Origin of the sequence: Xanthomonas rydalmerensis (genome assembly GCF_033170385.1) — a bacterium.
GTDB classification, from domain to species: Bacteria; Pseudomonadota; Gammaproteobacteria; order Xanthomonadales; family Xanthomonadaceae; genus Xanthomonas_A; species Xanthomonas_A rydalmerensis.
This window is the reverse complement of the sequence record NZ_CP126170.1, coordinates 2174753-2189744: the sequence shown is the minus strand read 5'-3', so window position 1 is coordinate 2189744 and position 14992 is coordinate 2174753. Positions and strand designations below refer to the sequence as shown.

General features: G+C 69.1%; 10 protein-coding genes. 5 read left to right on the top strand and 5 right to left on the bottom strand.

The features are described 5' to 3' along the window. Positions 1-56 precede the first annotated feature (56 nt). The 3 genes from sbcB to QN245_RS09060 all read left to right on the top strand — a co-directional run bounded on the left by sbcB (position 57) and on the right by QN245_RS09060 (position 2826). Positions 57-1496 carry an exodeoxyribonuclease I gene (sbcB, locus tag QN245_RS09070; protein WP_317845104.1) on the top strand — a complete coding sequence of 480 codons (1440 nt, stop codon included), beginning with the start codon at positions 57-59 and terminating at the stop codon, positions 1494-1496. Then, entirely contained in the window at positions 1493-2179 is a 687-nt protein-coding gene (locus QN245_RS09065) for a DUF2461 domain-containing protein (protein ID WP_017914978.1), read from the top strand. The genes sbcB and QN245_RS09065 overlap by 4 nt, the downstream gene beginning before the upstream one ends. 110 nt (positions 2180-2289) lie before the next feature. Beyond that, positions 2290-2826, top strand: a complete 537-nt coding sequence (locus QN245_RS09060) for a DUF2939 domain-containing protein (protein ID WP_160967901.1) — start codon at positions 2290-2292, stop codon at positions 2824-2826. Positions 2827-3223: 397 nt separating this feature from the next. Here QN245_RS09060 and QN245_RS09055 read toward each other — a convergent pair whose 3' ends face one another. The 5 genes from QN245_RS09055 to QN245_RS09035 form a co-directional block, all read right to left on the bottom strand. Continuing rightward, positions 3224-4156 carry a YncE family protein gene (locus tag QN245_RS09055; RefSeq protein ID WP_317845103.1) on the bottom strand — a complete coding sequence of 311 codons (933 nt, stop codon included), beginning with the start codon at positions 4154-4156 and terminating at the stop codon, positions 3224-3226. 479 nt (positions 4157-4635) lie between these two features. Continuing rightward, positions 4636-5448, bottom strand: coding sequence for a fused MFS/spermidine synthase (locus QN245_RS09050; protein ID WP_317845102.1), 813 nt, complete (start codon positions 5446-5448; stop codon positions 4636-4638). Beyond that, complete coding sequence (locus QN245_RS09045) at positions 5445-6410, bottom strand: 5'-nucleotidase (RefSeq protein WP_184646713.1); 966 nt, start codon at positions 6408-6410, stop codon at positions 5445-5447. Before QN245_RS09045 ends, QN245_RS09050 begins: the two co-directional genes overlap by 4 nt. A 133-nt stretch (positions 6411-6543) precedes the next feature. Continuing rightward, positions 6544-7314, bottom strand: a complete 771-nt coding sequence (locus tag QN245_RS09040; protein WP_184646711.1) for an NAD kinase — start codon at positions 7312-7314, stop codon at positions 6544-6546. Positions 7315-7684: 370 nt separating this feature from the next. Beyond that, complete coding sequence (locus tag QN245_RS09035; protein ID WP_317845101.1) at positions 7685-12817, bottom strand: NAD-glutamate dehydrogenase; 5133 nt, start codon at positions 12815-12817, stop codon at positions 7685-7687. Between the two features lie 241 nt (positions 12818-13058). On the opposite strand from QN245_RS09035, the gene QN245_RS09030 reads away from it, so the two are divergent. Then, the gene (locus QN245_RS09030) at positions 13059-13712 is read left to right on the top strand and encodes a TetR/AcrR family transcriptional regulator (RefSeq protein WP_317845100.1); all 654 of its coding nucleotides are present in this window, start codon (positions 13059-13061) and stop codon (positions 13710-13712) included. Beyond that, positions 13709-14992, top strand: coding sequence for an efflux RND transporter periplasmic adaptor subunit (locus QN245_RS09025; RefSeq protein WP_317845099.1), 1284 nt, complete (start codon positions 13709-13711; stop codon positions 14990-14992). Before QN245_RS09030 ends, QN245_RS09025 begins: the two co-directional genes overlap by 4 nt.

The window sequence follows — 14992 nt, the reverse complement described above, 5'->3', positions numbered from 1 at the left end:
ACAAGCACTGCCGCGCTCCGCGCCTCGCCTGCCTTGCCCGGACCATTCGACTCTTCATGCCAGACAGCTTCCTCTTCTACGACCTGGAAACCTTCGGCGCCGATCCACGGCGCACGCGCATCGCGCAGTTCGCCGCGGTGCGCACCGATGCCGAACTCAACGTGATCGAGGAGCCGATCAGTTTCTTCGTCAAGCCGGCCGACGACCTGCTGCCCTCGCCGGTCGCCACCCTGATCACCGGCATCACCCCGCAGCAGGCATCGCGCGAGGGCGTCAGCGAAGCCGAGGCGTTCGCGCGCATCGCCGAGCAGATGGCACGGCCGCAGACCTGCACGCTGGGCTACAACTCGCTGCGCTTCGACGACGAGTTCGTGCGCCACGGCCTGTTCCGCAATTTCCACGATCCCTACGAACGCGAGTGGCGCAACGGCAACTCGCGCTGGGACCTGCTGGACATGCTGCGGCTGATGCACGCGCTGCGCCCGGAGGGCATCGTCTGGCCGCAGCGCGAGGACGGCGCCACCTCGTTCAAGCTGGAGCAACTGGCACTGGCCAATGGCGTGCGCGACGGCGATGCGCACGAGGCGCTGTCCGACGTGTACGCCACCATCGGCATGGCCCGGCACTTCCGCCGCAGCCAGCCGCGGCTGTGGGAGTACGCGCTGAAGCTGCGCGACAAGCGCTTCTGCGGCGGCCTGCTCGACGCGGTGGCGATGCAGCCGGTGCTGCACGTGTCGATGCGCTATCCGGCCGCGCGCCTGTGTGCGGCGCCGGTGCTGCCGCTGGCGCGGCATCCGCGCATCGACGGCCGCGTGCTGGTGTTCGACCTGGAAGGCGACATCGAGCCGCTGCTGCGCTATTCGCCGGAACAGATCGCCGACCGCCTGTACACGCCGCAGGCCGATCTGCCCGAAGGCGAACAGCGCATCCCGCTCAAGGAAGTGCATCTGAACAAGGCGCCGGCACTGGTCGCCTGGGCGCACCTGCGCGAGGCGGATTTCGCCCGGCTGCGACTGGACCCGGCGCACCTCCTGGCCAAGGCCGCGCGCCTGCGCGAGGCCGGCCCGGCGCTGGCGGAGAAGGTGCGGCGCGTGTTCGCCAACGAGCGCGCCGCGGTGCCGGCCGATGTCGATGCCTCGCTGTACGACGGCTTCCTCCCCGATGGCGACAAGCGCGCAATGGCACAGGTCCGCGCCACCCCGCCGGCGCAGCTGGCCGCACTGGAAGGCCAGTTCCGCGATCCGCGCCTGCCCGAACTGCTGTTCCGCTACCGCGCGCGCAACTGGCCGGAAAGCCTGTCCATCGTCGAGCAGGCGCGCTGGGACGACTACCGGCGGCAGCGCCTGCAGCAGGACAGCGGCCTGTCCGAACTGAGCTTCGACGGCTTCTACGCGGAGCTGGCCGGTTTACGCCTGGCTCACCCGCAGGATGCTACCAAGCAAGCCCTGCTCGACCAGTTGGCCGCCTGGGGCCACGACCTGCAACGCAGCCTATGACCAGCTATTTCAGCGACGCCAGCTTCAAGTTCCTGCGTGCCCTGGCGCGGCACAACGACAAGGCCTGGTTCAACGACAACCGGCACAAGTACGAAGAACACGTGCGCCAGCCGTTTCTGCGCCTGATCACCGACCTGCAGCCGGACCTGGCCCAGGTCAGCGAGCACTTCCGCGCCGATCCGCGCGGTGTCGGCGGTTCGCTGTTCCGCATCCATCGCGACGCGCGCTTCTCCCACGACAAGTCGCCGTACAAGACCTGGCAGGGCGCGCGCCTGTTCCATGAGCGGCGCAAGCAGGTGCCGGCGCCCTCCTTCTACATCCACCTGCAGCCGGGCGAGAGCTTCGTCGGCGCCGGGCTGTGGCATCCGGAGCCGGACACGCAGCGCAAGGTGCGCCAGTTCATCTTCGACAATCCCGGCAGCTGGAAGGCCGCCGCGCATGCGCCAGCGCTGCGCCGCCGCTTCGACTTCGAGGAAAGCGAGATGCTGGTGCGGCCACCGCGCGGTTTCCCGGCCGACTTCGAATGCATCGACGACCTCAAGCACAAGAACTGGGTGTTCTGGCGCCAGCTCGACGACGCGACCATGACAGGCCCGCGGCTGCGTACGCAAATCGCCGCCGACCTGCAGACGCTGGGTCCATTCGTGGACTATCTGTGCGCGGCGCTGGATCTGGAATTCTAGGGAGGCAACGCTCGCTGCAGGAGCGGCTTCAGCCGCGACAGGCATTACTGGTCACGCGTCGCGGCGGAAGCCGCTCCTGCATAACGCCCACACGCGCAACGAGGCACACGATGAAGAAATGGCTGGCCTTGCTGTTCCTCGCCCTGCTCGCCCTCGGCGGCTATGTCGCCGCCGGGCCGTACCTGGCCATCCGCGGTATCGACCAGGCACTGCGCGAGCGCGATGCCGCCGCGTTGGAACGCTACGTCGACTTCCCCACCCTGCGGGTCAACCTCAAGGCGCAGGTGGACGATGCGCTGGTGCGCCGCGCCGGGCCGGACCTGCAGTCCAGCCTGTTCGGTGGCGCGCTGCTGTCGCTGGCCGGTGGCCTCGGCGGGATGAGCGTGGACGCGATGGTCACCCCGGCCGGCATCGGTGCGCTGATGCAGGGCGATGCATTGTGGAAACGCGCCAGCGGCGACACCGTCGGCGGCGACACCTACGCCGCGCCGCGCCCGCCGCAACCGCTGCGCCAGGCCGAGCACCGCTTCGAATCGACCACGCGCTTCGTTGCCACCGTGCACACCGCCGACGGCACCGCGGTACCCTTCGTATTCACGCGCGACGGCCTGCAGTGGAAGCTCAGCAATATCCTGCTGCCGTTGTAGGCGATGCGGCGGTTGGCGGCAAATGGGCGCGGCCGGAGACTTGAGGCCACCTCGAGCCGCCACGCATGCGCGTTGCTCTTGTAGGAGCGACTTCAGTCGCGACGGGCGAAGCGCCAATGTTTCATCGGGCAGCCTGCAGTCGGGACTGAAGTCCCTCCCACACTAGGCACTCTAGCGATCTCGATCCGCTCACTTAACGTGACGCGACGCAGCGTTGGACCATCAGCCGCAGCATCACTTCTCATGAATCAGCGGCGACGCAGGGCATCAGTAACGCCCGTCGCGGCTGAAACCGCTCCTACAAGCGCGACGAGGTGGTCCGCTGAGCCACCGACAAGCGCGTTTGCAAGAGGCTCGCTGAGGTCCCCGCCCACACGACTCGGCGCGCGCGGAAGCGCTACAGCTGCAGGCAGATCAACTCGGACAGTTCCGGATCGCCGGCACTGCGCCACAGGTTGCGGGTGGCGAACGCGCATCCTGCGTCAGGGCACATCGATACGATCTCGAACTCCGGCGGCGCCTGCACCCACCGGTGCCGGCCGCCATCGTCGGTACGAAAGGAGGCAACGCTGGTCTGCACATGGCGCGGCGACTCGTCGGTTGTCGCCGTCGTTGCGGCCACCGAGAGCATGCTGCCATCCCGGGTGACCGCGATGTTCCAGAAGTCCATGCCGAGGTCGATCTCCGTCACCGACGTGTATGGCGGGTCCATAAAGCCGGCGGTCGCGGTCGGCGCTGCCCAGAACACCCGATTGCCCTCGACGATCCGGCCGGGTCCGAGCGAGAGCCAGAGACGGCCCTGTCCATCCATCGCCGATTGGCAGGTCGGCGGCGTCTGCGCGTTGCGCTTGGGCGGCTGCGGCAGGCCCGGCTCCGCCAGCCAGAGGCTGCCCTCGGCCGCCACCGCCAGGAGCTTCGCGTCGGGCGTCGCGTGCAGCTGCAATTCGTCCGCCAGCGCCCTGCGCCGTACGCTGCCATCCGGCAGCGCGATGGCGCTGAGTTGTGCGGAGCGCGCATTCGCCGCATGCACGTGGCCGCCCAGCGGCAGCAGGCGATCGGTGTAACGCGGAATGCGCGAGGTCCATTTCTCCACTACGCGCAGCGTGCCGGCATCGAGCCGGAACAGCTTGGTATCGGTGGCCACCAGCACGCTGCCCTCGGCGTCTCTGGCGAACGCCCGTGCCTGGTTGCCGAGGGCGACCGACGCAAGTTCGGCCCCCGTCGCCATGGCCAGCGCGCGAACCCGCAGCGCACCGAAGCTGACGCCCCATCCATCCGCGACCAGCACATGCCCGGCCTGGTCATCCACCCAGAGTCGATGGGCGGCCACGCCGGGAACCGTGGTCCGCCACAGAATCGTGGCAGCCTGGGGATGTGCGCTCGTGTGCGCAGGCAGGGACGCAGCTGAACCTTGTCGCGGACGCATCGATGCGAGAACTCTTCCATCAAAGACGGCAGGATTTTCGCAAATCGCAGCTGAGCGGGACGTGTTTGCCAGCGATGGCGGGCAGCGTCCAGACAGGTGCCGCGGACCGGGCGCTGCAGGCGCCAGGCAAGGATGTCCTCGCGAGCGCCACATCGGAGATGCTCACCTCGCGCACCCCGCAACCACCATTCACGCTGCAGCGACTGCGCACCGCCGTGCGCATCGTGCCAGTGCGCGCTCCGACCCGTACCGGCACGCGCCAGTCCGCGCTTCGGGTGAGCAGCCGGTGGCCGCCAGAAAGGCCACTGGTGAAGGCGCGCAGAGCATCGCGCCTGCACATCGCAACTCGAAGGACACAGTGCCCCTGCGAAGCCAGATCCTGCCTAGCGCTGAGCGCCGGCCCCGGTCCTGCCCGCCATCGCTTGCTGCAAGCGATGAAACGGCGTGCGCAATTGCCAGCGCGCCGACCACGGCAGGCGCGCCAGCGCCGCGTGCGCCTCCAGCGCCGGCAGCGCGCCGGTCCAGGCGAACACCACGTGGTTGTCCATGCTCGGCTCGTCCAGGCGCAGCACGCGGCCGCCGAATAGCGCGCGCAGATGCGCCAGGTGGCGGCGGGTGTCGGTGTCGTACAGGTTCACCGCCAGCACCCCGCCCGGCGCCAGCGCCGCATGGCAGTCCTCGTAGAAGCCGCGGCTGAGCAGCGCCGCCGGGATGCCGTCGGCATCGTAAGCGTCGAGCAGCAGCAGGTCGTAGCGGTCGCGCCGCTGCGGCAGCAGCCGCGCGCCGTCGCCGTGCACCGCCTCGAAGCGCGCGTCGTCGTCCGGAATGCGGAAGGCGGCGCGCAAGGCCAGCACGTCGGCATCGGCCTCGATCGCCTCGATCCGCGCCTGCGGCAAGTGCCGGTAGCAGAACTTGGCCTGCGAGCCGCCGCCAAGGCCGACGATGCCGATCCGCTGCGGGTCCGGACGCAACAGCAGCGCGGCCAGCATGCTGCGGGTGTAGCCCACCTGCAGCACGTCCGGCCACCAGGTGTACATGCGGCTCTGCGTCACCTCGCCCTTGAACTGCAGGCTGGTATAGCGCCAGCCATGGCGCACGTAGGGTCGTCCGGGACGCAGATCGGCGCGCGCGTCCACGGCTGGCCGCAGCAGGCGGCGCAGCGCAGCCCAGCGGCCGCCGCCGGGCGCCGCGCTCACGACTTGGCGATGTCGTTGGCGACCCCGTGCGGCACATGCCCGGCGGCGACACGCTCGCGGGCGGCGCTGTCGATGTTGTGCTGCGAATCGTCGAAGAAGATGTCCGCGCCGAAGGCCTGCAGGAACGGCCCCTTGTGACGGCCGCCGAGGAACAGCGCCTCGTCCAGGCGCACCCCCCATTCGCGCAGGGTGCGGATCACCCGCTCGTGCGCGGGCGCCGAGCGCGCGGTGACCAGCGCGGTGCGGATCGGCGAGGCCTCGCCGGCCGGGAACGCTGACTGCAGCGCGTGCAGCGCCGACAGGAAATTGCGGAACGGGCCGCCGGTCAGCGGCTGGCGCGCGTTCTCGCGCTCGTAGCGGCCGAACGCCTCCACGCCCTGCTCGCGCGAGAAACGCTCGCCCTCGTCGCCGAAGATCACCGCATCGCCGTCGAAGGCGATGCGCAACTGCGTGGACAGACGATCGGCATCGATCGCGCCTGCCGCCGCGGCCGCCTCCTGCGCGTGCTCGCCGGGCGGCTTGGGCAGGATGGTCGCCGCGGCGATGCCGTGGCTGAGCGCGCGGCGCACCGACTCCGGGTTGGCCGAGAGGAACAGGTCGGTACCGAACGGCTTGACGTAGGGCCAGGTCGCCTCGCCAGAGGTGAAGGTGGCGCGGACGATGCCCAGGCCGTAGTGCTGGATCGAATTAAAGATGCGCAGCCCGGTGTCGGCGGAATTGCGCGACAGCAGGATCACCTCCACCGGCGGCGTCTCCGGCGGCGTGCCCTGGTTCAGCGCCAGCAGCTTGCGCACCACCGGGAACGCGACCCCAGGCGCCAGCACATCGTCCTCGCGCTCGCGCTGGTACGCGCTGTACGCCTCCACGCCGTCCCGCTCGAACAGGGCATGGCCCTCTTCCAGATCGAACAGGGCGCGCGAGGTGACCGCGACGGTGAGCAGACGGGGGGAGTTGTCGGACATGAGAGCAGGGATTCGGCAGTGGGGATTGGGGATTGGCAAAAGCGGGCAAAGGAGTCGGAACGTGGACTGGAGACCGGAAGCAAAGCGGATGCGCTGTTGCGAATCCCCAATCCCGACTCCCGAATCCCCGCCCCTACACCATGAATTGCTCGCTCAGGATCCGCTCCTCCAGATTGTGTTCCGGGTCGAACAGCAAAGTGACCAGGCGGTCGCGGGATTCGCGGATGGTGACTTCGACCACGTCGCGGGTCTCGTGCGAGTCGGCGGTGACGCTGACCGGGCGCTTGTACGGGTCCAATACGCGGAAGCGCACCTCGATGTCGGCCTTGAGGATCGCGCCGCGCCAGCGCCGCGGCCGGTACGGCGCGATCGGGGTCAGCGCCAGGGTGTGCGAGCCCAACGGCAGGATCGGTCCGTGCGCGGAAGAGTTGTAGGCGGTACTGCCGGCCGGGGTGGACACCAGCACGCCGTCGCAGATCAGTTCATCGACCCGGGTCTGGCCATTGAGATCGATGCTCACGTGCGCGGCCTGGCGGGTCTGCCGCAGCAACGAGACCTCGTTGTAGGCCAGCGAGCCGGTGGTGGCGCCGGATTCGGTCTGCGCCAGCATTTCCAGCGGCCGTAGCTTGGCCGGCTCGGCCAGGGCCAAACGCGCGACCAGATCGTCGTCGCGAAACTGGTTCATCAGGAAGCCGACCGTGCCCAGCTTCATGCCGAACACCGGCTTGCCCAGGCTTCCGTGGCGATGCAGGGTCTGCAGCATGAAGCCGTCGCCGCCGAGCGCGCACAGCACATCGGCGTCGGCGGGCTCGCAATCGCCGTAGCGCGTGACCAGTTGTTCGCGCGCACGCTGGGATTCCGGCGTGACGCTGGCGAGGAAGCAGATGCGGGGCGAGGACGGCATGGGCGCATTCATGGCGCCGATCATACCTGCCCGGTCATGAAAGCCGGGATTCGGGAATCGGGATTGGGGATTCGCAGAAGCGGGCTGTCGCATCGGAGGCCGGGCTGCGAACGCGGCAAACACCGATAAAGGCCGGGATTCGGGATTCGGGATTCGGGATTGGTAGAAGCGGGCGGTCGCGTCGAGCGATGGGGATCCGCTTGGCGAATCCCCAATCCCGACTTCCCAATCTCGGCAATGGAGGAGAGCCCCCCTTCTGTTAAGGGGGGCGCGGCGAAGCCGCGGGGGATAGGCAAGGCCGCCGTGCGGCGCCAACCGTTTGCGGCGCAAACGGTTGGGTCAGGCCCGCGCAGCGGGCCTGACCACGGGGCTACACCCCGTGTGCCGTCACCCCGTGCGCCGCCAGCTGGCCGAGCCGCTGTACCGCCACCGACACCGTCGGGTAGTCCAGCGTCTTCTGCGCGGCCAGTTCCTGCAGCATGCTCAGGGTGAAGCGCAGGCTGCTGTCGTCGCGCTGCAGCCAATGCTGCACCTTGGCCTCGGCGGTGCCACCCGGCAGGCTCAGCGCCTGGCCGGCCAGCACGCCGTGGTGCTTGGCCAACTCGTCGCGCAGCACGCCGCGGGCCACCGCATGCCAGCGGCCGTTGACCTCCAGCGCGTCGATCTGCTCGAACAGCCACGGCAGCTGCAGCGCCTCGCCCAGGCGGAAGTGCACCTTCGACACCTCCACCGGCTTGAGCTTGCGGGTGCGCGCCATCTCGATGATGTCGAACGCCGGCTCCAGGAAGCGCAGTTCCGACAGCTGTTGGGCGAGCGCCGGCGGCAGGCCCTTGTCCTGCCACTCCTGCACCAGCGCTTCGTAGCGCGGACGCTGCGAATCGGGCAGCACGCCGGAGGCGACGCGGATGTCGTTGAACGGCTCGTAGTAGCGCTCCACCGCCGCGGTGATGCCCGGCATCGGGCCCGGACGGAACAGCAGCCAGCGCACGAAGGCGCGCTGCAGCGTCCAGATCACCTCCAGCGCGTCGATCTGCACCGACTCGGGCACCTTGCCGTCCAGCGCATCGATCTGCGTCCACAACGCACGCGCATCCAGCGTCTCGCGGCTGATGGTGTAGGCCTTGGCGACCTCGGCGATGCTGCGGCCGGTGTCTTCCTGCATGCGCATCAGGAAGGTGGCGCCCATGCGATTGATGGTGGTGTTGGTGACCGCGGTGGCGATGATCTCGCGCTTGAGGCGGTGCCGCTCCATCGCGTCGGCGTACTTCTTCTGCAGCGGCTGCGGGAAGTAGCGCTGCAGTTCCTTGGACAGGTACGGGTCCTCGGGAATGTCCGATTCGAGCAATTGCTGGAACGCCACCAGCTTGGAATAGGACAGCAGCACCGCCAGTTCCGGCCGGGTCAGGCCCTGGCCACGCGCCTTGCGCGCGGAGATCTCCGCGTCCGAGGGCAGGTATTCGATCTGCCGGTCGAGCAGGCCCTGCGCTTCCAGAGTGCGGATGAAGTGCTGCTTGGAACCCAGGCGGGTGACGCTCATCCGCTCCATCAGGCTCAGCGCCTGGTTCTGGCGGATGTTGTCCCACAGCACCAACTCGGCGACTTCGTCGGTCATCGACGCCAGCAGCTTGTTGCGCGCGTCCAGGGTCAGCTTCTTGGCCTGCACCACGTCGTTGAGCAGGATCTTGATGTTGACCTCGTGGTCGGACGTATCCACGCCAGCCGAGTTGTCGATGAAGTCGGTGTTGAGCAGCACGCCGACCTGCGCGGCCTCGATGCGGCCGAGCTGGGTCAGGCCGAGATTGCCGCCCTCGCCCACGACCTTGCAACGCAGTTCGCCACCGTTGACGCGCAGGCCGTTGTTGGCGCGGTCGCCGACGTCGCCATGGGTCTCGCTGGCGGCCTTGACGTAGGTGCCGATGCCGCCGTTCCAGAACAGGTCCACCGGCGCCTTGAGGATGGCGTTCATCAGGTCGTTCGGCGAGAGCTGCTTGACGCCCGGCTCCAGGCCCAGCGCCTCGCGCACCGGCGCACTGATCTCGATCGACTTGAGCGTGCGCGGGTAGATGCCGCCGCCGGCGCTGATCAGCTTGGCGTCGTAGTCGGCCCAGCTGGAGCGCGGCAGCTTGAACAGGCGCTCGCGCTCGGCGAAGGACGTCGCCGCGTCAGGGTTCGGGTCGAGGAAGATGTGGCGGTGGTCGAACGCGGCGAGCAGGCGGATGTGGCGCGACAACAGCATGCCGTTGCCGAACACGTCACCGGACATGTCGCCGATGCCCACGCAGGTGAAGTCCTCGCTCTGGCAGTCGCGGCCCAGCGCACGGAAGTGGCGCTTGACCGACTCCCAGGCGCCGCGCGCGGTGATGCCCATGCCCTTGTGGTCGTAGCCGACCGAGCCGCCGGAGGCGAACGCATCGCCCAGCCAGAAGCCGTGGTCCAGCGCCAGACCATTGGCGATGTCGGAGAAGGTGGCCGTGCCCTTGTCGGCGGCGACCACCAGGTACGGGTCGTCCTGGTCGTGGCGCACCACCTGCGGCGGCGGCACGATCTTGCCGCCGACGATGTTGTCGGTGATGTCCAGCAGGCCCTGGATGAACAGCTTGTAGCAGGCGATGCCTTCGGCCAGCACCGCATCGCGGTCACCACCGACCGGCGGGCGCTTGCAGAAGAAGCCGCCCTTGGCGCCGACCGGCACGATCACCGTGTTCTTGACCATCTGCGCCTTGACCAGGCCAAGCACCTCGGTGCGGAAGTCCTCGCGCCGGTCGGACCAGCGCAGGCCGCCGCGCGCCACCGCGCCGAAGCGCAGGTGCACGCCTTCCACGCGCGGGCCGTACACGAAGATTTCGCGGTACGGACGCGGCTTGGGCAGGTCCGGTACCTTGGCCGAATCCAGCTTGAAGCTGATGCAGTGGCCCAGCCCGCCGTCGGCGGCGCGCTGGTAGTGGCTGGTGCGCAGGGTCGCCTCGATCACGCCCTTGAAGCTGCGCAGGATGCGGTCCTCGTCCAGGCTCGCCACCTGGTCGAACAGCTTCAGCAGCGCGGCCGAGACCGCCTCCAGCTGCGCGGTGCGGCTGCCGCTGCGCGCGTCGATCACCGGCTGCAGCGCCTTCAGCGCGGCATCGTCGCCGTTGGCCAGCAGGCGCAGCTGCGCGGACAGCGCGGCCTGGCCCTCGGCGATCTGCGCCTTGCTCTCGTTGCCGGTGGCCGGATCGAAGCGCGCCTCGAACAGTTCCACCAGCAGACGTGCCAGCAGCGGATAGCGGTTGCAGGTCTCTTCCACGTACGCCTGCGAGAACGGCACGCCGGTCTGCAGCAGGTACTTGCAGTAGCCGCGCAGCACCGCGACCTGGCGCCAGCTCAGGCTGGCGCCGACGATCAGGCGGTTGAAGCCGTCGTTCTCGGCATCGCCGCGCCAGATCCGCACGAACGCCTCGCACAGCGGCGCGTCGGCGGCTTCCACGTCGATGCTGCCGGCCAGCGGCTCGACCTCGAAATCCTGGATCGACAGCGCGGTGCCGTCGACCACCAGCCGGTACGGGCGCTCGGAGATCACCCGCAGACCCAGGTTCTCCATCATCGGCAGCACGTCGGACAGCGGCAGGTCGTCGTGCTGGCGGTACAGCTTCAGGCGCAGGCTGTCGGCGCCGTCGCGGCGCAACGCCTGCAGGCTCAGGTGCAGGTCTTCCGGACCACGCAACGCGGCCAGGCGCTCCACGTCGCGCGCGGCGATCTGCGCGGTCGACTCCTCGATGTAGCCGGCCGGTAGCGCGCGGCCGTAGCCGGCGGCCAGGCGCAGGCCATCGCGCTCGCCGCAGCTGGCCACCAGCGCTTCGCGCAGGTCGTCGTGCCAGTTGCGCAGCAGGTGCGCCAGACGCGACTCCAGCTCGCTGGTGTCGAACTCCAGCGCCTCGCCCGGCTTCGGCCGCACGATCAGGTGCAGCTGCGCCAGCGGCGATTCGCCCAGCACCACGCTGGAATCGATGTATTCGCCGTGCAGCGCGTCCTTCAGCAACGCCTCGATGCGCAGGCGCACGTCGGTGTTGAAGCGCTCGCGCGGGATGTACACCAGCGCGGAAATGAAGCGGCCGTACTTGTCGCGGCGCAGGAACAGGCGGCTGCGCACCCGCTCCTGCAGGCCGAGGATGCCCATCGCCGTGCGGTACAGCTCTTCCTCGTTGGACTGGAACAGCTCCTCGCGCGGCAGCGTCTCCAGGATGTGGCGCAACGCCTTGCCGCTGTGGCTGCTCGGGGTCAGCTCGGACTTGCGCATGACCGAGTCGAAGCGCTCGCGCACCAGCGGGATCTCCCACGGGCGGCGGTTGTAGGCGCTGGAGGTGAACAGGCCGAGGAAGCGCTGCTCGGCGATGATGCGGCCCTTGGCGTCGAACTCCAGCACGCCGATGTAGTCCATGTAGCCGCTGCGGTGCACCCGCGAGCGCGCATTGGTCTTGGTCAGGATCAGCGCTTCCTTGGTACCGGACTCGCTGAGGCCGTGTGCGGCCAGCGTGCGCACCGGCCGCGCCGGCGACTTGTCCTGCCCGCGCAGCAGGCCCAGGCCGCTGTCTTCCAGCGGCGCCAGCACGTCTTCGCCGCTCTGCTTCTCCACGCGGTACTCGCGGTAGCCGAAGAAGGTGAAGTGGTCGGCCGCGGCCCAGCGCAGGAACTCCTGCGCCTCGCGCCGGCCCTTGTCGTCCACCGGCAGGCGCCGCGTGGTCAGGTCGTCGGCCAACGCCAGCATCTTCTCGCGCATGCTGCCCCAGTCGCGCACGATGTTGCGCACCTCGCCGAGGATGCGCCGGATCGCCGCTTCCACCTTGGCCATGTCCTCCGGCGGCTGGCGGTCGATCTCCAGCGCCATCAGCGATTCCGCCTTGCCCTCGCCCACGCTCTCCAGCGTGCCGCCCTTGTCGCGCTGCATGCGCAGCACCGGGTGGCCCAGCACGTGCACGCCGATGCCCAGTTCCGCCAGCGCCATGCTCACCGAATCGACCAGGAACGGCATGTCGTCGTTGACGATCTGCAGCACGGTGTGCGACGACTCCCAGCCGTCGTCCTTCAGGTTCGGGTTGAACACCCGCACGTTGACCGTGCCCGGCTTGCGCTTGCGCGCGAATTCCAGCATCGACGCGGCCAATGCCGCCCACTCCTGCGCGCTGTGGTGGGGGAACTCGTCCTCCTCCATGCGCTTGTAGAACTCCTCGGCGAAGGTCTGCGCCTGCTCCTGGCGTGCGGCCGGGTAGCGCTTGCGCAGCGCCGCGAACACCGGCGCCAGGCTGAAACCGCTGGCGACCGGCGCGGCGTCGATCACCTTGGCGGTGGCCGGAACGGTCACGGCCGGCTTGGCCGGCGGCGCGGCCTTGCGCGGGACAGCCGGCTTGGCCGGGGTCTTGGCCTTGGCAGGCGACTTCGCAGGTGCCTTGGCCGACTTGGCGGCGGACGCGGTCGCGGAGGTGCTGGCAGCGGCCGAAGAGGTGGAACGGGAAGCGGCGTGTTTGGGTTTCATGACGGAGAGCAGCAACGATGCTCGATGGGAAAGCCGGAATTGTACCGGTGCCTCGTTCAACTACCTTGCTGCATCGCAAACCGACGGTGCGCCAGAGACCACGCGCCAGATCGCGCAAAGTGTCTACAACATCTTCGTCACGCGGCGGTCACCATGCTTTGTCGGCCATGCTGCTGTCAGCAAGAACGCCCCGGTGTCAAGGCTGTTCTAATTCTAAACTGGACGGTATAGTCCACAATCAATGAGCATCCCCCTCGCCTCCGCCGCACAGCGCCAGGCGCGCGACCAGCGCGTGTACGTCGCCGTGCGCGAATTGCTGGCCGAGGAAGGCATGGGCCTGAGCATGGACGCGGTGGCGGCACGCGCCGGCTGCTCCAAGCAGACCCTGTACAGCCGCTACCGCAGCAAGCAGGCCTTGCTGCGGCGGGCGCTGCAGGACCACCTGGACCTGGCCACCGCGCACCTGGAGCCGGTACAGGATGACCTGCGCGGCGGCCTGCTGCGCTTCGCCTGCGAATACCTGGAACAGTTGTCGGAACCGCGCGTGCTGCAGAGTTGCCAGCTGATCGCCGCCGAGTCGCGGCATTTCCCCGAAGAAGCCCGCGCCATGTTCCGCGACAGCGCCGGCGCGCTGATGCAGCGCCTGAGCGAGCGCCTGCGCGGTGCCATCGCCCGCGGCCAGCTCCGGCATGACGATCCGCACTTCATGGCCGAGCTGCTGTTGAGCATGATCGTCGGCATGGATTTCGAGCGTCAGCGCTTCCACAGCGCGCATCGCGGCGACGCCGCCGCGCAGCGCGCCTGGGCCGAGTTCGCCGTGGACGGCTTTTTGCGCGCGTTCGCCGCCGCCCCTTCCCTTCCTTCTACAAAACCAGACCGGAGTACCACCCGATGACCTCCCCGTTGCGTTCTCTCGCCCTGGCCTGCGCCGTCGTGGTGGTGCTGGCGTCCTGCAAGAAACAGGATCAGCAGCAGGCCATGCCGCCGCCGGAAGTGGGCGTGTTGCAGGCGCAGCCGCAGACCGTGCCGCTCGAACGCGAGCTGGTCGGCCGCCTGTCCGCATTCCGCAGCGCCGATGTGCGCGCCCGCGTGCCCGGCGTGCTGGAAAAGCGTCTGTACACCGAAGGCACCGACGTCAAGGACGGCCAGCCGCTGTTCCAGATCGACCCGGCGCCGCTGCGTGCGACCCTGGCCTCGGCGCAGGGCCAGCTGGCCGCCGCCGAAGCCACCTACGCCAACGCCAAGGCCGCCGCCGCCCGCGCGCGCAGCCTGGCGCCGCAGGCCTACGTGTCCAAGTCCGACCTGGACAACGCCGAGGCCACCGAGCGCAGCTCCGCCGCGTCGGTGCAGCAGGCCCGTGCGGCGGTCGAAACCGCGCGCATCAACCTCGGCTATGCCACCGTCACCGCGCCGATCGCCGGCCGCGCCGGCAAGCAGCAGGTCACCGAGGGTGCGCTGGTCGGCCAGGGCGACAGCACCCTGCTGACCACGATCGACCAGTTGGACCCGCTGTACGTCAACTTCTCGATGAGTTCCGACGAACTGGCGCAGCTGCGCCAGGCGCAGACCCAGGGCAACGTCGCCCTCAACGCCGAGGACAAGTCGACCGTGCAGATCAAGCTCGGCGACGGCAGCAGCTACGCGCATGCCGGCACCCTGGACTTCTCCGGCGCCGCGGTCGACCCGAGCACCGGCTCGGTGACGCTGCGCGCCCTGCTGCCGAATCCGGACCGGGTGCTGCTGCCCGGCGCCTTCGTCAGCTTCTCGGCCAACCTGGGCCAGCGCAAGGACGTGTACCTGATCCCGCAGGCCGCGGTGCTGCGCGACGCCAAGGGCGCCTATGCCATGGTCGTCGGCAAGGACAGCAAGGTGGTACGCAAGGATCTGACCACGGTCGGCCAGCAGGGCGACAAGTGGATCGTCAGCGGAGGCCTGCAGAGCGGCGACCAGGTCGTGGTCAGCGGCCTGCCCAAGGTCAAGGAAGGCGCACCGGCCGTGGCCAAGCCGTGGGATCCGAACGCCGCCGCCCAGGGCCAGGGCCCGGGTGCCGGCGCGGCTCCCGGCCAGGGCGCGCAAGGCGCCGCGGCGCCGGCCAAGGGCGCCGCCCCGGCGCAGGGCGCAGCGCACGGCGACACGCCGGACGCCGCCTCGCATTCCGACCAGCCGAAGCAGTAA

What these genes read in the sequence shown, in the direction of transcription:
- sbcB (WP_317845104.1), top strand. Translation starts at nt 57, where the DNA reads ATGCCAGACAGCTTCCTCTTCTACGACCTGGAAACCTTCGGCGCCGAT.
- QN245_RS09035 (WP_317845101.1), bottom strand. Translation starts at nt 12,817, where the DNA reads ATGAAACCCAAACACGCCGCTTCCCGTTCCACCTCTTCGGCCGCTGCC.
- QN245_RS09065 (WP_017914978.1), top strand. Translation starts at nt 1,493, where the DNA reads ATGACCAGCTATTTCAGCGACGCCAGCTTCAAGTTCCTGCGTGCCCTG.
- QN245_RS09040 (WP_184646711.1), bottom strand. Translation starts at nt 7,314, where the DNA reads ATGCCGTCCTCGCCCCGCATCTGCTTCCTCGCCAGCGTCACGCCGGAA.
- QN245_RS09030 (WP_317845100.1), top strand. Translation starts at nt 13,059, where the DNA reads ATGAGCATCCCCCTCGCCTCCGCCGCACAGCGCCAGGCGCGCGACCAG.
- QN245_RS09060 (WP_160967901.1), top strand. Translation starts at nt 2,290, where the DNA reads ATGAAGAAATGGCTGGCCTTGCTGTTCCTCGCCCTGCTCGCCCTCGGC.
- QN245_RS09045 (WP_184646713.1), bottom strand. Translation starts at nt 6,410, where the DNA reads ATGTCCGACAACTCCCCCCGTCTGCTCACCGTCGCGGTCACCTCGCGC.
- QN245_RS09025 (WP_317845099.1), top strand. Translation starts at nt 13,709, where the DNA reads ATGACCTCCCCGTTGCGTTCTCTCGCCCTGGCCTGCGCCGTCGTGGTG.